The organism is Sphingomonas oryzagri, from assembly GCF_029906645.1.
Classification (GTDB): Bacteria; Pseudomonadota; Alphaproteobacteria; order Sphingomonadales; family Sphingomonadaceae; genus Solisphingomonas; species Solisphingomonas oryzagri.
Window position 1 is genome coordinate 2602282 of sequence record NZ_JARYGZ010000001.1, and the last position, 18203, is coordinate 2620484.

Sequence of the window (18203 nt, forward strand, 5' to 3'; positions counted from 1 at the left end):
CTTAGGGCCAAGCACGGGCGATCATGTTGATTTCGACGGAGCCGGCCACCGGCGCGGTGATCTGGGAAGGCCCCGAGGGGGACGTCGAAGCGGAGGTCGCGGCTGCGCGCGCCTCCTGGGCGGAATGGGCCGCCCGCCCGCTCACCGTCCGCATCGAGGCGCTGCGCCGCGTGGTCAACACGATCCGCGCCCGCTCCGAACAGTTCGCCGACCTGCTCGCGCGCGAGACCGGCAAGCCCCTGTGGGAGGCCCGCACCGAGATCGAGGCCGTGATCGGCAAGGTCGACATCTCGGTCAGCGCCTATTCGGAGCGCACCTCCTCGCGCAGGCTCGAAGGTCAGATGACCAACCGCACGGCGCTGCGCCACAAGCCGCACGGCGTGCTGGCGGTGCTCGGCCCGTACAATTTTCCTGCGCACCTACCCAACGGGCACATCGTCCCCGCGCTGATCGCGGGCAATGCGGTGGTGTTCAAGCCGTCCGAAAAGACGCCGGCGACGGGCGCCATGCTGGTCGACTGTTTCCATGCCGGCGGCGTGCCGGCGGGCGCGCTGCGGCTGCTCGTCGGCGGGGCGGAGACGGGCAAGGCGCTCAGCCGTCATCCCGGCGTGGACGGCGTGCTGTTCACCGGCTCGGCCCGCGTCGGCCTCGCGCTGCACCGACAGTTCGCCGAGACGCCCAACAAGATCCTCGCGCTCGAAATGGGCGGCAACAATCCGCTGGTGGTGTGGGACACCCCGACCCTCCACGCCGCCGCGATCATCGCCGTGCAGTCCGCCTTCACCACCGCCGGCCAGCGCTGCACCGCCGCGCGACGCCTGATCGTGCAGGACGAGCTGCACGAGCCGCTGCTCGACGAAATCTCGCGCCTGATCGGCCGCCTCGTCATCGGCGAGCCGCACAGCAGCCCCGCCCCCTTCATGGGGCCGGTGATCGACAACGAGACCGCCGAGCACCTGCAGGAGCAGTGGCTCGATCTCATCATGCAGGGCGGCCGCGCGATCACCCACCTGCAGCGCCCCGTCCCCGGCCGTCCCTTCCTGACGCCGGGGCTGATCGACGTGACCGGCATCGACAAGCGCGCCGACGAGGAATTGTTCGGCCCGATCCTGCAGGTAATCCGCGTGCCCGATTTCGACGCCGCGATCGCCGAGGCCAATGCGACGCGCTTCGGCCTCTCCGCCTCGCTGATCACCGAGAAGCCCGCGCTGTACGAGCGTTTCTGGTCGAGCGTGCGGGCTGGCGTGATCAACTGGAACCGGCCGACCAACGGCGCGCCCTCCAACGCCCCCTTCGGTGGTATCGGCCTGTCCGGCAACCATCGCCCGGCCGCCTATTACGCGGCCGACTACTGCGCCTATCCGGTCGTCTCCGGAGAGGCGGAGCAGGCGCGTGCATCGATCGGGGTCGGGCTACGCGACGCCTGATCCGCCTTGCCGCCGGCGCCCTGCTGCTGCTCGCCACCTGCGCGAAGCCGAGCTTCTATCACGGCCCGAAGAGCGACCATTTCAACGGCCGCCGCTTTTTCAACCCCGATGGCGAGCAGGGCACCGGCGGCGACGAGAACAAGTCGTTGGTGCAGCTCATCCAGAGCAAGGTGGTGGAGCGGCATCGCATCTGGCCGGAGTCCGTACCGGTGACGCCCAGCGTGCCGCCGCGCCGGGTGGCGGGCGACGCGATGCTGGTGACGTGGGTCGGCCACGCCACGGTGCTGATCCAGACGCAGGGCCTCAATATCCTGACCGATCCGGTGTGGGCGGATCGCGATTCGCCGGTGAAAGGGGTTGGGCCGCTGCGCGTGCGGGCGCCCGGCATCCATTATGCCGACCTGCCGCCGATCGACCTCGTGCTGATCAGCCACGATCATTACGACCATCTCGACGAGCATTTCCTGCGTCATCTCTGGGCTCGGGACCATCCGCTGATCGTCACCGGCCTCGGCAACGACATACGGCTCGCCGGCTGGGGTATCCAGTCGGTCGCGCGGGACTGGGGCGGGCGCGTCTCCGTTCGCCCCGGCATCGACGTGATCTTCGACCGTGCCCACCACTGGAGCGCCCGCTCGACCGACGACAAGAACATGACGTTGTGGACCGGCTTCACGATCACCCTGCCCGGCGGCAACATCTATTATGCGGGCGACACCGGCCCCGGCGACATGCGGTGGGCGGCGGAAGCGGCGCGGCACGGTCCGGTGCGCTTCGCCATCCTGCCGATCGGCGCGATCCACACCGACGGCAAGCCGAGCGGCAACCATATCGCCCCGGCGCAGGCGGTCTCCGCGTTCGAGACGCTCCACGCCGGCACCGCGCTCGGCGTCCATTGGGGCACCTTCGAGCTGACCGACGAACCGATCGACCTGCCGCCGCAATTGCTGGCTCAATCATTGGCGCAGGAGCATATCGCGCCAGATCGTTTCCGCGTGCTCGAAGCCGGCGGGCAATGGTCGATCCCGCCGCTCGCCCCAAGCTCTTCTAGCCCCGCCCCAAGATAGGTTCGGTTGCGATGCGGGACGGGTGCGCCCATCTCCGCTGCCATCATGGCAAGCTTGCTCGATCCCTCCGCGCGCGGGCGCGTCATCCTGGTCGGCGCCGGGCCGGGCGATCCCGGCCTGCTGACCGTGAAGGCGGTCGAGGCACTGCGCTCCGCCGACGTGGTGGTACATGACGGTCTGATCGATCCCGCCGTGCTCGATCACGCGCCGGCCCATGCCCACCGCATCTCTGTCGCCAAGAAGCGCGCACGACACACGCTGCCGCAGGAGGCGATCAACGCGCTGATCATCGCGCACGTCCGCGCCGGATCGATCGTCGTGCGCCTCAAGGGCGGCGACCCGTTCGTATTCGGGCGCGGCGGCGAGGAGGTCGAGGCGGTGCGCGCGGCGGGCTTGCCGGTCGAGGTGATCCCCGGCGTCTCGGCGGCGCTGGGCGGCGCGGCCGAGGCGATGCTGCCGCTCACTCATCGCGACTGGTCGAGCGCGGTCAGCTTCGTCGCCGGCCAGTGCAAGGGCCTCTCCGAGCAGGATTGGTCCGGCCTCGCCGGCAAGGGGCGCACGCTCGTCATCTACATGGGCGTCGCCAATGCCGGCGCGATCGCCGACAAGCTGATGGCGGACGGCGTCGATCCCGGCCTGCCGGTCGCGGTGATCGAGAAGGCGACTTTGCCCGGCCACCGTGCGATTCGCACTTTGCTGGCGGATCTCGGTGACATGGTGGTGCGCGAGAATGTCGAAAGCCCGGCGATCATCGTCGCGGGCGAGGTGGTGCTGCTGTCCGATGCCGAGAACCGGCTGGAAGCACTCGCGAAACAGGCGGAGCAACTTGCGTGAAGATCGCGACGGGTAACGATCTGGCGACCGGCGACGTCGTCTGGTGGGATGGCGAGGGCTGGACCCGCCATGTCGAGGATGCCGCCGAGGTGGGCGACCACGGCGCCGGCCTGATCGCGCGCGAGGAAGCCGCGCGCCGCGTCAACGGCCCCTATATCATCGATGCCGAGGCGACGCCTCACGGCCCCCGCCCCGCCCACATCAAGGACCGCATTCGCGCGCGGGGCCCCACGGTGCGCCCCGATCTCAACCGTGCGCCCATCGATCCCGCGACCGGCAGCTGGGTGATCTGACATGTATAAATACGACCAGTACGACCAGTCGATCGTCGATGCCCGCGTCGAGGAATTCCGCGATCAGGTCGCGCGCCGCATGTCGGGCGAGTTGAGCGAGGACCAGTTCAAGCCGCTGCGGCTGATGAACGGCCTCTACCTCCAGCTCCACGCCTACATGCTGCGCGTGGCGGTTCCCTACGGCACGCTGGACAGCCGCCAGATGCACATGCTCGCCCACATCGCGCGCAAGTATGACAAGGGCTACGGCCACTTCACCACGCGCCAGAACATCCAGTACAACTGGATCGAGCTGAAGGATGCGGGCGACATCCTCGCCGATCTCGCGACGGTCGAGATGCACGCCATCCAGACCAGCGGCAACTGCATCCGCAACACCACGTCGGACCAATATGCCGGCGCCGCGGCGGACGAGGTGGCGGACCCGCGCCCCTGGGCCGAGCTGCTGCGCCAGTGGAGCACCTTCCACCCGGAGTTCACCTACCTGCCGCGCAAGTTCAAGGTCGCGATCATCGCGTCCGACGAGGACCGCGCGGCGATGCGGCTGCACGATATCGGCCTCCAGCTGACGCAGAACGAGGCGGGCGAGACCGGCTTCAAGGTCTTTGTCGGCGGCGGCATGGGCCGCACCCCGATGGTGGCGCCGCTGATCCGCGACTTCCTGCCGGCGGCGGATTATCTCAGCTATCTCGAGGCCTGCCTGCGCGTCTACAATCGCTACGGCCGGCGCGACAACATCTACAAGGCGCGGATCAAGATCCTCGTCCACGAAATCGGCGCCGACGAATATCGCCGCCAGGTCGAGGAGGAGTTCCTCCACGTCAAGACGCTCGGCATCGACCCGCCGGCGGAAGAGTTCGATCGGATCAACGCCTTCTTCGCCCCGCCCGCGTGGGAGCAGGGCCTGTCGGACGAGCTCGATCTCTCCGATCCCGACTTCAAATTGTGGGTCGACCAGAACGTCTTCGCCCACAAGGCACCCGGCTATGCGATCGCGACGATCAGCCTCAAGCCGATCGGCGGCATCCCCGGCGATGCCTCGGCCGACCAGATCGACCTGATGGCCGACCTCGCCGAAACCTACAGCTTCGACGAGCTGCGCGTGACGCACAGCCAGAACATCGTACTGCCGCATGTCCGCAAGGCCGATCTCTACACGATTTGGCAGAAGCTGGACGCCGCCGGCCTCGCCACCGCGAACCTCGACCTGATCAGCGACATGATCGCCTGCCCGGGCCTCGATTACTGCTCGCTGGCGAACGCCCGCTCGATCCCGGTCGCGCAGAAGATCTCCGAGCGCTTCGCCGACCGCGAGCAGGATCTGGGCGAGTTGAAGCTCAAGATCAGCGGCTGCATCAACGCCTGCGGCCACCACCATGCCGGCCACATCGGCATCCTCGGCGTCGACCGGAAGGGTACCGAGAATTACCAGCTGCTGCTCGGCGGATCGGGCGCGGAGGATGCCAGCCTCGGCCGCATCACCGGCCCCGGCTTCGACGAGGACGGCATCGTCGATGCGATCGAGCGCACGCTGGACCGCTACGTCGCCACGCGCGAGCCGGGCGAGCGCTTCCTCGACACCTATCGCCGCGTCGGCTTCGAGACCTTCAAGGAGGCGATCTATGGTTGAGGGCCTCCGCTACCGCGACGATGTCGCGCACGAGGAACCGGCCGTCACGCTCGACGCCTTCCTCGATCAGTCCAACGCCACCGCCGTGCGGCTGGAATCGGACGAGGATGCGCGCAAGCTGCTGCCCTTCCTCGATCGCCTTGCCTTGATCGAGGTGGCATTCCCGGCGTTCCGCGACGGGCGCGGGTACAGCGCGGGCCGCATCCTGCGCGAGGCCGGCTACACCGGCGAACTGCGGGCGGCCGGCGACGTGCTGGTCGATCAGATCCTGCCGATGCGCCGTTGCGGCTTCGATGCCTTCGCGCCCGACAAGCCACTCGATCCGGCCGCGGTGGAGCGCGCGCTGGGCCGTTATTCCAACGTCTATCAGAAAGCCGCCGACGGGAGGGCGCCGGCATGGAAACTCCGCCATGGCTAGTGCACCCGTTCGTAAGGTCGACATGATCGACACCACCCCGCTCTTCACCCAGGCCGACGTGGACGCGCTCAACGCGCGCTTCGCGGGCGTGCCGACGCAGGAGATGCTGCGCGAACTGCTGACCGGGGAACTCGCCGGCCGCCTCGCCGCCGTCTCCTCCTTCGGTGCCGAATCCGCCGTGCTGCTGCACATGATCGCCGAGATCGATCGAGACGTGCCGGTGGTCTTCACCAACACGCAGAAGATGTTCGGCGAGACGCTCGCCTATCGCGACGAGCTTTCCGAGCGGCTGGGCTTCACCGATCTGCGCGTCTATCGCCCCGATCCGCGCATTCTCGCCCAGAAGGATGCGACCGGCCTGCGCTGGTCCTACGATCCGGACGGTTGCTGCGAGATCCGCAAGGTCGAGCCGCTGCAGCGCGCTCTGGCGCCCTTCGATGCGTGGATTTCGGGCCGCAAGGGCTTCCAGGCCTCGACCCGCACGGCGATCCCGCTGTTCGAGCTGGATACCAAGCATCCGGGCGGCGCCAAACTGAAGCTCAACCCGCTCGCCGGCTGGTCGAAGGACGATCTCAACGCCTATTTCGAGGCGCACAAGCTGCCCCGGCATCCGCTGGAAGCGCAAGGCTACCTCTCGATCGGCTGCTCGCCCTGCACCAGCGTCGTGCAGCCCGGCGAAGATCCGCGCGCGGGCCGCTGGCGCGGCTGGGACAAGGTGGAATGCGGCATCCACACACCGGCGGATGGGGCGGATCAGCCGAGCTTCTGAGACCTATTCCCCGCCCTTTCAGGGAGGGGAGAAGAGGTAACGACCGCATCAACCGAATCTTTAGGCCTCGGGCGTAGAAAAAACGCCATGAGCATCGGAAGCCTTCTCTCGAGCCTGACCGGCACCAGCCACGCGGCCTTCTCGACGCAATCCGCAACGAGCACGGCCTCCGAGGAGTTGCAGAAACTCTTCGCCAAGCTGCACATGGATGCGATCGCCTCGACGACGACGTCCACTTCGACCAGCAGCACCACGACCGGCACCAGCTCGGCCAGCACCGCGTCCTCGGGTGGCGCGGTGACGGACATCGTCCATGGCCTCCGCCACATCCTCGACGGCGGTATCGCAGTGGCCAAGGAAGCCCGTACCGCCGCCAAGACGGCCGCCAGCGCCTATGTGCATGGCGGCGGCATCGGCGCGCTCGCCACGCAGGTGGTCGACAAGCTGGGCTGAGCGGCCCGGCCTATTCGTAATCGGGCACCACGTAGTTCGAATCCGCCAGATCCGAGAAGCGCGTGATCTTGGCATCGAACTTCACCGGGATCGTGCCCGTGGAGCCGTGACGGGATTTGGCGACCACCACTTCCGCGACGCCGTGAACGCGGCTCATCTTCATCTGCCAATCCTCGAAGGCGGCGACGTCCGCCGCGCTGTCCCCCGATTCCAGCGAGGCCTCCTTGGGCTTCTGGAAGTGGACGTAATATTCCTCGCGATAGACGAACAGCACGAGATCGGCGTCCTGCTCGATCGAACCCGATTCGCGAAGGTCGGAGAGGATCGGCCGCTTGTTCTCGCGCGCTTCGACCTGACGCGACAGCTGCGAAAGCGCGATCACGGGCACGTGCAGTTCCTTGGCGAGTTGCTTCAGGCCGCGTGAAATCTCCGAGATTTCCTGCACGCGATTGGCCTCGCCGCCCTTGCCGCCACCGGAGAGCAGCTGGAGATAATCGACGATGATCAGGTCGATCCCGCGCTGGCGCTTCAAACGCCGTGCGCGGGTGCGCAGCGCAGCAATGGTGAGGCCCGGCGTGTCGTCGATATAGAGAGGCAGCTGCTCCAGCTCGGCGGCCGCGCGGGCGAGGTTACGGAAATCCTGCTGGCTGATCTTGCCCATGCGCAGCGATTCGCCGCTGATTCCGGAGCTTTCCGCGAGGATACGGGTCGCCAGCTGGTCGGCCGACATTTCGAGGCTGAAGAAGGCGCAGCCGGCACCGAGGCGCTTGTTCTCCGGCACATCGTCGCCCCGCTCGCGCATCATCCTCTGCGCAGCGTTGAAGGCGATGTTGGTGGCGAGCGAGGTCTTGCCCATGCCGGGACGCCCGGCGAGGATGATGAGATCGGAGCGGTGCAGGCCGCCCATCTTGGCGTTGAGACTGTCGAGACCCGTCGTGATGCCCGAGACATGGCCGCCCGAATTGAGCGCGCGCTCGGCATTCTTCACCGCCTCGGTGGCGGCCTGGAGGAAGGACTTGGTCGATCCCTGTTCGCCGCCCTCTTCGGCCACCTTGTAAAGCGCGACCTCGGCCTGCTCGATCTGCGTCTTGGGATCGACCTCATCGGAGGTGTCCATCGCGCTTTCGACCATGCCGCGCCCGACGCCGACCAACGCCCGCAGGAGCGCGAGATCGTAGATCTGCGTCGCGAAGTCCCGCGCGCCGATCAGGGCCGCGCCGGAGCCAGTGAGCTGCGCCAGATAGGCCGGGCCACCCAGCTCCTTCATCGCCTCGTCGCTGTCGAACAGCGGGCGCAGCGTGACGGGATTGGCGATCATGTTGCGATCGACCAGCCGCAGGATCTGCGTGTAGATCCGGCCGTGCAGGGGCTCGAAGAAATGTTCCTCGCGCAGCTTGATCTGCACGTCCTCGCACAGGCGATTGTCGATCATCATGGCGCCCAGCAGCGCGGCCTCCGCCTCGATGTTCTGGGGAAGCGCAGGGGTGTCGGACGCCGGCATTGCGGGCGACGAAGGGACCGGTTGAAGCATGGGGCCATTGTCACCCTTTCCGGACTCCGGCTCAAGACGGGCACGGATAAACTTTGGTGGAGGGTGCTGTGGATAAGACCGCTCTCGCCAAGCGACGCGCGACCGGATAGGTGCGGTCCACCATGGCCGCCGACCCGCGCATCATCGATGTCTCGCTCGACGAGCGCACCGTGCTCAAGCGCAACGCCGATATCGAGCAGGAGCGCAAGGTCGCGCTGTTCGACCTGTTGCACGAGAACCATTTCAAGCCGCTGCGCGCGACGACCGACAGCTATGAAGGCCCCTACAAGGTCGGGTTGCGTGTCGAGGAAGGGCGGCTGGCGATCGACATCAATCGCGCCGACGATACGCATATCGAGACGATCGGCCTCGGCATGATGCGCTTCCGCCGGGCGATCAAAGACTATTTCGCAATCTGCGACAGCTATTATCAGGCGGTGCGCCAGCATTCCCCCCAGCAGATCGAGACCATCGACATGGCTAGGCGGGGCGTCCACAACGAAGCGGCCGAACTGCTGCAGGAGCGGCTGGACGGCAAGATCGAGCTCGATTTCGACACCGCGCGGCGCCTGTTCACCCTCATCTGCGTGCTGCACATTCGGGGATAACAAGCGTGGCTGAAGTACCGATGGAAGACGCCGCCGTCGGCGTGCTGGTGGAAGCGGCGCGCGAGGCGGCACGGCACGCGCACGCGCCCTATTCAAAGTTCGCAGTGGGCGCGGCGCTGCTGATGACCGACGGCAGCGTCGTCACCGGCACCAATTTCGAGAATGCCAGCTATGGCCTGTCACTCTGCGCGGAGACGGTGGCGCTGGCGACCGCCAATGCGCAGGGCCGATTTCGCGACGTGGTGGCAGTGGCGGTAATCGGCGGGATGATGGGGCCGGACGGGCTGCCGACCGGCGCCGACGTGGTCGGCCCATGCGGGCGCTGCCGGCAGGTGATGAACGAGGCGGCGCAGATGGCGGGGCGCGATCTGCCGGTCTTCTGCTCGTCAGGCGACGGGCGCAAGATCGAGCGGCATATGCTGTCGGCGCTGCTCCCGCACGCCTTCGGACCAAAGGATCTGGGGCTGGCGTAACGCAATCCTCCCCCGCCAGGGGGAGGATTTAGCCCCGCTCGACCTGGCTCACGTCGCGCACCGCGCCCTTGGCCGCATTGGTCGTCATCGCCGCATAGGCGCGCAGCGCCGGTGACACCTCGCGCTTGCGCCCGAACGGCTTCCACGCCTTGGCGCCCTTGGCCTCCATTTGCGCGTGGCGTTCGGCGATTACCGCATCATCCAGATCGAGCCTGATCACGCGATTGGGGATGTCGATCAGGATCGGATCGCCCGTCTCGACCAACGCGATCAACCCGCCTTCGGCCGCTTCCGGCGAGACGTGGCCGATGGAAAGCCCCGACGTGCCACCCGAGAAGCGCCCGTCGGTGATCAGCGCGCAGGCCTTCCCGAGCCCCTTCGATTTCAGATAGCTGGTCGGGTAGAGCATCTCCTGCATCCCCGGCCCGCCTTTCGGCCCCTCGTAGCGGATGACGACGACGTCGCCCTCCTTCACCTCGCCGCCGAGAATGCCGACCACCGAGGCGTCCTGGCTCTCGTAGACGCGCGCGGTGCCGCGGAACGTGAGGATGCTCTCATCCACGCCCGCAGTCTTCACGATGCACCCCTCGGGCGCAAGGTTCCCGAACAGCACGGCAAGGCCGCCATCCTTCGAGAAGGCATGTTCGATGTCGCGGATCACGCCGCCCGCGCGATCGGTATCCAAATCCTCCCAGCGCGCCGACTGGCTGAACGCCGTCTGCGTCGGCACGCCGCCCGGCGCGGCGCGGTAGAAGTTGCGGACGTCCTCGCTGTTGGTGCGGCCGATGTCCCAGCGATCGAGCGCATGGCCGAGCGTCGGCGCGTGGACGGTCGGCTGCGAGGCGTCGATCAGCCCGCCGCGCTCCAGCTCGCCGAGGATCGCCATGATCCCGCCGGCGCGGTGGACGTCCTCCATATGCACGTCGCTCTTGGCCGGCGCGACCTTGCTCAGGCACGGCACGCGGCGGCTCAGCCGGTCGATGTCGGCCATGGTGAAGTCCACCCCGCCCTCCTGCGCGGCGGCGAGCAGGTGGAGCACCGTGTTCGTCGATCCACCCATCGCGATGTCGAGGCTCATCGCATTCTCGAACGCGGCGAAGGTGGCGATGCCGCGCGGCGTGGCCGTCGCGTCGTCCTGCTCGTACCAGCGCTTCGTGATATCGACGATCAGATGCCCCGCCTCGCGGAACAGCTTCTCGCGATCGGCATGGGTGGCGAGTGTCGATCCGTTGCCGGGCAGCGAGAGGCCTAGCGCCTCGGTGAGGCAGTTCATCGAGTTCGCGGTGAACATGCCCGAGCAGGATCCGCAGGTCGGGCAGGCCGATCGCTCGATCGTCTTCACTTCCTCGTCGGTGTAGCTGTCGTCGGCGGCGGCGACCATCGCATCGACCAGATCGAGCGCGACCTCCTTGCCCTTCACCACGACCTTGCCCGCCTCCATCGGGCCGCCCGACACGAACACCGTCGGGATGTTGAGCCGCATCGCCGCCATCAGCATGCCCGGCGTGATCTTGTCGCAGTTGGAAATGCACACCATCGCATCGGCGCAATGCGCGTTGACCATATATTCGACGCTGTCCGCGATCAGCTCGCGGCTGGGCAGCGAATAGAGCATGCCGCCATGGCCCATGGCGATACCGTCATCCACCGCGATGGTGTTGAATTCCTTGGCGACGCCGCCCGCCGCCTCGATCTCGCGCGCGACGAGCTGGCCGAGATCCTTCAGGTGGACGTGGCCCGGCACGAACTGGGTGAAGCTGTTCGCCACCGCGATGATCGGCTTGCCGAAATCGCTGTCCTTCATTCCCGTCGCGCGCCACAGGCCGCGAGCGCCGGCCATATTGCGGCCATGGGTGGTGGTACGGGAACGGTAAGCGGGCATGGTGGAACCTCGTGAATGAGGCGCCCCCATAGCCCCGCCTCCGCGCAATAGAAAGCGAGATTATTGCACTTTCAGTGAAACGAAATTACGCGACCTCGATTTCGTTCAGCACGCTCACCTCCGGCGGCGCGGCGAGCAGGTCGGCCACTGCGGCCCGGAACGCCTTATAGTGCGCGGCTTCCCGATGCGCGTCGATCGCCGCATGATCCACGTAGAGTTCGTCGATGACGATCCGGCCGGCCGCCGCATCATGCCATGCGTCGTAGCGCAGATTGCCGGTCTCGGCGCGGCTGCCGGCGACGACCGCCGCCACCGCCTGCCGCAGCGCGGTCTCGCTGCCCGGCTTTGGTGTGAGAAAGGCGACGATCTTCAGCGGCATCAGGCAACTCCTTCGCGACGGAAAACCGGCGCGCGCTTTTCGAAGAAGGCGGTGAAGGCCTCTTTCGCCTCGGCGGACTGCATCGTCTCCTGAAAGAGCCGCGCTTCCTCCGCCATACGCGCCTCCAGCGCGGCGGGATCCCCCTTCATCAACCGCCGGGTATAGGCCAGCGCCTGCGGCGGCTTGGCCGCGAGCGCGGCGGCCTTCACGCGGGCATGATCGAGCAGATTGTCACCCGGCACGATCGCGCTGACCAGACCGGCCTTGTCGGCGCCTTCGGCATCCATCGGATCGCCCAGCAGCAGCATCTGCGCCGCCTTGGCATAGCCCATCACCGCCGGCGCGAGCAGGCTGGAGCCGGCTTCCGGACAGATGCCGAGATTGACGAAGGGCATGATGAATCGCGCATCCGGCGCCGCATAGACGAGGTCGCAGTGGAACAGCATCGTCGTGCCGACGCCGACGGCTAGCCCCTGCACCGCCGCGACGATCGGCTTGTCGAAGCGGGCGATCGCCTGGATGAACTCGAACGCCGCGGCACCGCCCTCCGGCCCGGCGAGGAAATCCTTGAGGTCGTTGCCTGCACAGAAGGCGTCGCCCTTGCCCGCGATCAGCACCGCATCGACATCCGCACGCGTCGAGGCTTCGGCCAGCGCGGCGGTGAGCGTGCGATACATGACGGCGGTCAGCGCGTTCTTCTTGTCCGCACGATCGAGGTGCAGCTCGATCACCCCACCCGTCTCGATCACCTCCACGCCGTCGCTCATCACTCTCTCCTTTACGTATACGTCAAGCATAGCGCCGTCGGTGGTGCTTGGAAACCTGCGCACGAAAATTCCGCCTTTCACGATGCCAAGGACATAAAAGGCGACAAGCCGCGTCGCCCGCGCTAGAGGCTCCGCCACTATGGCAACCGAGTCCTCCCCCCGCACCCTGTACGAAAAGATATGGGACGCACACGTCGTCCAGCAGCGCGACGACGGCACCGCGCTTCTCTATATCGACCGTCACCTCGTCCACGAGGTGACCAGCCCGCAGGCGTTCGACGGCCTTCGCGCCAACGATCGCAAGGTGCGGCGCCCCGATCTCACGCTCGCTGTGGCGGACCACAATATCCAGACGACCGCGCGCGTCGATGCGGCGGGCAAGCGCCTGCCTGTCGAGGATCCGCAGTCGGCGCAGCAGCTTGCCGCGCTGGTGAAGAACACGCGCGCGTTCGGCGTCGAATATATCGAGGATCTGGCGCCCGAGCAGGGCATCGTCCACGTCGTCGGGCCGGAGCAGGGCTTCACTTTGCCCGGAACCACCGTGGTGTGCGGCGACAGCCATACCGCCAGCCATGGCGCGCTCGGTGCGCTGGCCTTCGGCATCGGAACGTCGGAGGTCGAGCATGTGCTCGCCACGCAGACCTTGCTGCTCAAGCGCTCGAAGTCGCTGGAGGTACGCGTCGATGGTCCTCTGGGTCCGGGCGTGACGCCGAAGGACGTGGCGCTCGCCATCGTCGCGGCGCTGGGGGCCGGCGGCGGCGCGGGCTACGTCGCCGAATATACCGGCTCCGTCTTCCGCGAGATGTCGATCGAGGGACGGCTGACCGTCTGCAACATGTCGATCGAGGCGGGTGCGCGCGCCGGTCTGGTCGCGCCCGACGACGCTACCTTCGCCTACCTGAAGGACAAGCCGCGCGCACCGAAGGGCGCCGACTGGGACAAGGCAGTCGCCTGGTGGCGCAGCCTCGCCACCGATGCCGGCGCGGTCTACGACAAGGTGGTCACGATCGACGCCGCGACGATCGTACCATTGGTCACCTGGGGCACCAGCCCGGACGACAGCGTGCCGATCACCGGCACCGTGCCTGATCCGGCCAGCTTCACCGATCCGTCGCGCCGCGCGGCGGCCGAGAAGAGCCTCGCCTACATGGGCCTCACGCCGGGCCAGCGGATGCAGGACGTCACGGTGGATCGCATCTTCATCGGCAGCTGCACCAACAGCCGTATCGAGGATCTGCGCGCCGCCGCCGCGATCGCCAAGGGGCGCCACATCGCCGGCACCATCAAGCAGGCGCTGGTCGTCCCCGGCTCGGGCCTCGTGAAACGCCAGGCCGAGGCCGAGGGCCTCGACCGCATCTTCATCGAGGCTGGCTTCGAGTGGCGCGAGCCGGGCTGCTCGATGTGCCTCGCCATGAACCCGGACAAGGTACCGGCCGGCGAACGCTGCGCCTCCACCTCCAACCGCAACTTCGTCGGCCGCCAGGGGCCGGGCGCGCGCACCCATCTGCTCTCGCCCGCCATGGCCGCCGCCGCCGCCGTCACCGGCAAGCTGACCGACGTAAGAGACATTGGCGTGAGGGAGATCGCCTGATGCGCGCCATCGGCACCATCGAGGGCAAGGCCTATCCGCTCGGCCGCGCCAATATCGACACCGACATCATCATCCCCGCCCACTGGCTCAAGACGATCACGCGCGAGGGCCTCGGCAAGGGCGCTTTCGAGACGATCCGCGCAGAGCCGGGCAACGTGTTCGACGACGAACGCTTCGCCGGTGCGCCCATCCTGATCGCGGGCGAGAATTACGGCTGCGGTTCCTCCCGCGAGCACGCCGCATGGGCGATGGCCGATCTCGGCATCCGTGCGGTGATCGCGCCGAGCTTCTCGGACATCCACTCGGGCAACGCGTTCAAGAACGGCATCCTGACGGTGGTGCTTCCGCAGGAGCAGATCGATCGCCTGCTGGAAGTGGCGCAGGAGCTGCCGATCAGCATCGATCTTGAGAACCAGACGGTGACGACGCCCTATCAGGATCGCTTCCGTTTCGAGATCGATCCGTTCCGCAAGGATTGCCTGCTGAAAGGCCTCGACGAGATCGGCATCACGCTGGAACTGGACGACGCCATCGCCGCGCACGAGATGAAGGCGCACGTGGATACGCCGTGGGTGGAAGGGGCTGCCAAAGCGGCGTGAGCGCCAAAATCCTCTCCCGCCAGGGGGAGGATTTCTAGGCCAACGCTTCCATTCCCAGCGCGATCGATCCCAGCGGGCCGGCCTGATCGCTCAGCGCGGGCGACGTGACGAACGTGTCGATCTCATCCGCAATCCGCTCGCCCTGCGCGTAACCGGCCAGGCTCTCCACCAGGCGGGCGCGCAGCATCGGCAGGATTTGCGGCTGGTGGTTCGCGACACTGCCGCCGATCAGGATGCGCTGCGGCAGCGCGGTCAGCACGAGGTTGTGGCACAGCCCGGCCAGCGCGTGCGCCACCAGCGGCCAGACCGGGTCATCGCCGCCGATCGTCTCGCCCCGCCGCCCGGTGCGTTTCTCCACCGCGAAGCCGGAGGCCAGCCCCTCGACGCAATCGCCGTGGTAGATGCAGGCGCCCGCCCAGTCATCGCCGGCCACGCGGCCGACCCGCAAATGCCCCGCCTCGACATGGCCAAGGCCGCGCGCCGGCTTGCCCGAGGAAACGACGCCCACGCCGACGCCCGTTCCGACAGTGATATAGCAGAAACTCTCCAGCCCCTGCGCGCCGCCCCAGCGCCCTTCGGCGAGCGCCGCGCCGGAAACGTCGGTATCGAAGGCGGTCGGCACCTCGTAGCGCCCGCGCAGCCGGCGGGCGACATCGACGTGGCTCCAGCCGGGCTTGGGGGTGCTGGTGATCGATCCCCAGGTCGGCGAGGCGGGATCGACGTCGATCGGACCGAAGCTGCCGAGGCCGAGCGCATCAAACCCGTGGTCGCATCTCCACCCGTCGAGCACCGCCTCGATCGCCGGCAGCGTCTCCTCCGGCGTCGTCGTCGGCACGCGCGCCTCGTCGATCACCCGATCCGGGCCGCTAGCCAGCACGCAGACGATCTTGGTGCCACCGAGCTCGATGCCGGCAATCAGCGGGGCGTTCACGCAGGCACCGGGCCGGTCGATCCGCGGATCACGAGCTGGAAGGGCAACATCTGGTGGGGCACCGTCTCTTCATGGTCGATCAGCGAGAGCAGGGCACTGGTCGCCTCGCGCGCCATGTCGCGGATCGGCTGATGGATGGTGGTGAGGCGCGGCCAGACCACCGAGGCGATGTTGCTGTCGTCGAAACCGACCACCGAGAGCTGATCGGGCACGGACACGCCCGCCTCATAGGCGGCGTTGATCACGCCAGCCGCCATGTCGTCGTTGCTCGCGAAGATCGCGGTCGGGCGATCGGGGAGCGCGAGCAGCGCCCTGCCCGCCTCATAGCCCGAAACGAAGGTATAGGCGCCCTGCACCTCCAGCGCCGGGTCTGCCGCGAGGCCGTGTGCCGCGAGACCGGCGTGATACCCTTCGAGTCGCGCACCCGCCGATGCGTGGCTGGGATCACCGCGAACCACCCCGATCCGGGTATGGCCAAGGCCGACGAGGTGATCGACCACCGCGCGCGCCGCCTCGCGATCGTCCATGGCGACATCGGGCGCGTGACTGCCGCCGCTGGTCGGCGCGATGCGGGCATAGGGCAGTCCGCACGCCTCCAGCTCGGCCACCGTCGCGGGATCGTCGCAGAGCGGCGGCGCCAGCACCATGCCATCGAGACCGGAGGCCCGCGCGATCGCCTGCATCTTGCCCGACGCGGCGGAGGCATCGTCGAACGGCAGCACCAGCAGACGATAACGCTCGCCGTGCAGGCGCTCCAACGCGCCCCTCTGTAGATCGACGACATAGTTGGGGCTGGGATTTTCGTAGGCGAGGCCGATCAGGAACGATCGCCGCCCGGCCAGGCTGCGTGCCGCGACATTGGGATGATAATCCAGATCCGCCGCGGCCTTGAGCACGCGGTCGCGGGTCAACGGGCGGACGTTGGGTTCATCGTTGAACACGCGCGAGACGGTCTTGATCGAGACGCCCGCCGCATCGGCGACGTCGGTGATCGTGGAATGGCGTGTCGCTTGTCGTCTGGCCAATTGCGCGTCCCCGTTTCGGCTCTCCCGCGTGGCAATTAGCCTTGTCCAGCGTTATCAGGCAAGCGGCGAGGCGGGACCGGTTGCCCACGATGCGCCGCCTCGATCAGCGCGACGATGTTGCGGGCGTCGACCGGATCGACCGGGATCGGCCCCTCGCCCCGGATCGCGCGGGCGAGACGGCGATAGAAACCCGCCGCATCGCCCGCCGGAACCGGGCGCGGCGTGCGCTCCCCATCCTTGGTGGCACGGAAGGCGGCGATGTCGGGCAGGCGGGTCAACGGTTCGCCGGCGCGCAGCGCGGCTTCCCAGGGATCGATGCCCTCGGTCCACCAGCTGCCGCCGGTGCCGTGCAACGCCAGATGCGGGCGCGTCGCGGCGACCAGCGAGGATGCGGAGACGATCGCGCGCATCGTCCCGTAATGCAGCGCGATCTCGAAATAATCGTCGGCTCGGGCGTCGCCGCGCTGGATGGCGACATCGGCGGCCATCGCATCGGGCCAGCCTAACAGCCCGATCGCCTGGTCGATCAGGTGCGGCCCGAGATCCCAGAGCAGCCCGCTCCCCGGCCCCGCCTCGTTGCGCCATACGGCGGGCGCGGTCGGGCGGAAGCGATCCCAGCGTGCCTCATAGAGCGCCGGCGTGCCGAGTTCGCCGGCGCCAAGCAGTGCCTGCGCCGCCAGATAGTCACCGTCCCAGCGACGGTTGTGGTAGACGCTGAGCAGACGGTCCGCCCCGGCCGCGATGTCGATCAGACGATCGCAGGTGGCGACATCGGGCGCCATCGGCTTGTCGATCACGACATGCTTGCCCGCACGCAGCGCCGCCTCGGCATGATCGGCGTGATGCGCGTTCGGCGTCACCACCACCACCAGATCGACACCGGGATGGGCGAGCAGCGCATCGATATCCGGCACGACCGCCGGCGCGTCGCGACGTTCGGCGGCCTCCGCCCGCGAGGTCATCACCGCGCGGATGCGATAGTCCGAAAGGGCTTCGAGGATCGGCGCATGGAGGACCGCGCCGGCAAGGCCGTAGCCCGCCAGCCCGACCCCGATCGGGGAGGATGTCGTCATCAGCCCAGTTGGGCGCGCGCGTGGGGCATCGTCAAGGCCGCCCGGCCTTCGGGGGAACCGGCTCGAACCAGCCGAGCCGGCAGCGCGGATAGGCGTTGATGCCGACACCACGGACCGCCTGCTGATCGAAAATGCGCACGGTATCGCCCTGGCACAATTGCCCGCCGGACGGCTCCGTCTCGAGGCTGCTGAACGTGTTGAGGCGCTCCACGCCAGGGCAGACGCTGTCCAGCCGGTTGCGATAGGTCCGGTTGCCGACGTGGAAGATGATCGTGTCGCTGCCTTCCGCGCTGGTGCCCTGCATCTGCTGGGGATCGATGCAGGCCACCGCGCCGGGCGGGCGCGCCGCGGGAGCGGCCAGCGCGACGGACGATCCGGCGAAGGCGACGAGGACGGCGGCAACGATCTTCATGAGCGGACTCCTCACGCAGACAACGCTCGGCACGGCAGCGA

At 67.7% G+C, this 18203-nt stretch carries 20 protein-coding genes; 12 read left to right on the forward strand and 8 right to left on the reverse strand.

What is annotated here, in order from left to right:
• Positions 1-23 precede the first annotated feature (23 nt).
• From astD to QGN17_RS12515, 8 genes are all read left to right on the forward strand, one after another.
• Positions 24-1427, forward strand: a complete 1404-nt coding sequence (gene astD, locus QGN17_RS12480) for a succinylglutamate-semialdehyde dehydrogenase (RefSeq protein ID WP_281044813.1) — start codon at positions 24-26, stop codon at positions 1425-1427.
• 149 nt (positions 1428-1576) lie between these two features.
• Positions 1577-2494, forward strand: a complete 918-nt coding sequence (locus QGN17_RS12485) for an MBL fold metallo-hydrolase (protein ID WP_281044814.1) — start codon at positions 1577-1579, stop codon at positions 2492-2494.
• Positions 2495-2539: 45 nt separating this feature from the next.
• Complete coding sequence (gene cobA / locus QGN17_RS12490) at positions 2540-3328, forward strand: uroporphyrinogen-III C-methyltransferase (RefSeq protein WP_281044815.1); 789 nt, start codon at positions 2540-2542, stop codon at positions 3326-3328.
• On the forward strand, positions 3325-3621 hold the full coding sequence (locus QGN17_RS12495) for a DUF2849 domain-containing protein (RefSeq protein WP_281044816.1): 297 nt from the start codon (positions 3325-3327) through the stop codon (positions 3619-3621). Before cobA ends, QGN17_RS12495 begins: the two co-directional genes overlap by 4 nt.
• Before the next feature lies 1 nt (position 3622).
• Complete coding sequence (locus tag QGN17_RS12500) at positions 3623-5251, forward strand: nitrite/sulfite reductase (RefSeq protein WP_281044817.1); 1629 nt, start codon at positions 3623-3625, stop codon at positions 5249-5251.
• Positions 5244-5669, forward strand: coding sequence for a DUF934 domain-containing protein (locus QGN17_RS12505; RefSeq protein ID WP_281044818.1), 426 nt, complete (start codon positions 5244-5246; stop codon positions 5667-5669). Before QGN17_RS12500 ends, QGN17_RS12505 begins: the two co-directional genes overlap by 8 nt.
• The gene (locus tag QGN17_RS12510; RefSeq protein ID WP_281044819.1) at positions 5662-6438 is read left to right on the forward strand and encodes a phosphoadenylyl-sulfate reductase; all 777 of its coding nucleotides are present in this window, start codon (positions 5662-5664) and stop codon (positions 6436-6438) included. The genes QGN17_RS12505 and QGN17_RS12510 overlap by 8 nt, the downstream gene beginning before the upstream one ends.
• An 87-nt stretch (positions 6439-6525) precedes the next feature.
• Positions 6526-6891, forward strand: coding sequence for a hypothetical protein (locus tag QGN17_RS12515; RefSeq protein ID WP_281044820.1), 366 nt, complete (start codon positions 6526-6528; stop codon positions 6889-6891).
• A 10-nt stretch (positions 6892-6901) separates the two neighbouring features.
• Here the strand turns inward: QGN17_RS12515 and QGN17_RS12520 are convergent, their stop codons facing one another.
• Positions 6902-8422 (reverse strand): replicative DNA helicase, encoded by a 1521-nt coding sequence (locus tag QGN17_RS12520; protein WP_281044821.1) that lies wholly within the window; start codon positions 8420-8422, stop codon positions 6902-6904.
• A 122-nt stretch (positions 8423-8544) separates the two neighbouring features.
• Here QGN17_RS12520 and QGN17_RS12525 point away from each other — a divergent pair, with 122 nt between their 5' ends.
• Entirely contained in the window at positions 8545-9030 is a 486-nt protein-coding gene (locus QGN17_RS12525) for a UPF0262 family protein (RefSeq protein ID WP_281044822.1), read from the forward strand.
• Positions 9031-9050: 20 nt separating this feature from the next.
• Positions 9051-9503 (forward strand): cytidine deaminase, encoded by a 453-nt coding sequence (locus tag QGN17_RS12530; protein WP_281045213.1) that lies wholly within the window; start codon positions 9051-9053, stop codon positions 9501-9503.
• Between the two features lie 28 nt (positions 9504-9531).
• Here QGN17_RS12530 and ilvD read toward each other — a convergent pair whose 3' ends face one another.
• The 3 genes from ilvD to QGN17_RS12545 all read right to left on the reverse strand — a co-directional run bounded on the left by ilvD (position 9532) and on the right by QGN17_RS12545 (position 12531).
• Positions 9532-11385 (reverse strand): dihydroxy-acid dehydratase, encoded by a 1854-nt coding sequence (gene ilvD / locus QGN17_RS12535; RefSeq protein WP_281044823.1) that lies wholly within the window; start codon positions 11383-11385, stop codon positions 9532-9534.
• An 85-nt stretch (positions 11386-11470) separates the two neighbouring features.
• Positions 11471-11764 (reverse strand): putative quinol monooxygenase, encoded by a 294-nt coding sequence (locus QGN17_RS12540; protein ID WP_281044824.1) that lies wholly within the window; start codon positions 11762-11764, stop codon positions 11471-11473.
• Entirely contained in the window at positions 11764-12531 is a 768-nt protein-coding gene (locus QGN17_RS12545) for an enoyl-CoA hydratase (RefSeq protein WP_281044825.1), read from the reverse strand. Before QGN17_RS12545 ends, QGN17_RS12540 begins: the two co-directional genes overlap by 1 nt.
• A gap of 139 nt (positions 12532-12670) precedes the next feature.
• Here QGN17_RS12545 and leuC point away from each other — a divergent pair, with 139 nt between their 5' ends.
• Together leuC and leuD are read left to right on the forward strand one after the other, a co-directional pair.
• Positions 12671-14122, forward strand: coding sequence for a 3-isopropylmalate dehydratase large subunit (gene leuC, locus QGN17_RS12550; RefSeq protein WP_281044826.1), 1452 nt, complete (start codon positions 12671-12673; stop codon positions 14120-14122).
• Positions 14122-14721 carry a 3-isopropylmalate dehydratase small subunit gene (gene leuD / locus QGN17_RS12555; RefSeq protein ID WP_281044827.1) on the forward strand — a complete coding sequence of 200 codons (600 nt, stop codon included), beginning with the start codon at positions 14122-14124 and terminating at the stop codon, positions 14719-14721. Before leuC ends, leuD begins: the two co-directional genes overlap by 1 nt.
• Positions 14722-14755: 34 nt before the next feature.
• Here the strand turns inward: leuD and QGN17_RS12560 are convergent, their stop codons facing one another.
• The 4 genes from QGN17_RS12560 to QGN17_RS12575 are packed head-to-tail and all read right to left on the reverse strand — an operon-like array spanning position 14756 to position 18162.
• Entirely contained in the window at positions 14756-15652 is an 897-nt protein-coding gene (locus tag QGN17_RS12560) for an ROK family protein (RefSeq protein WP_281044828.1), read from the reverse strand.
• Positions 15649-16677 carry a LacI family DNA-binding transcriptional regulator gene (locus QGN17_RS12565; RefSeq protein ID WP_281044829.1) on the reverse strand — a complete coding sequence of 343 codons (1029 nt, stop codon included), beginning with the start codon at positions 16675-16677 and terminating at the stop codon, positions 15649-15651. Before QGN17_RS12565 ends, QGN17_RS12560 begins: the two co-directional genes overlap by 4 nt.
• Before the next feature lie 35 nt (positions 16678-16712).
• Positions 16713-17750, reverse strand: coding sequence for a Gfo/Idh/MocA family oxidoreductase (locus QGN17_RS12570; protein WP_281044830.1), 1038 nt, complete (start codon positions 17748-17750; stop codon positions 16713-16715).
• A 31-nt stretch (positions 17751-17781) separates the two neighbouring features.
• A complete protein-coding gene (locus QGN17_RS12575) occupies positions 17782-18162 on the reverse strand; it encodes a hypothetical protein (protein ID WP_281044831.1) in 381 nt (126 codons plus the stop codon).
• Positions 18163-18203 lie beyond the last annotated feature (41 nt).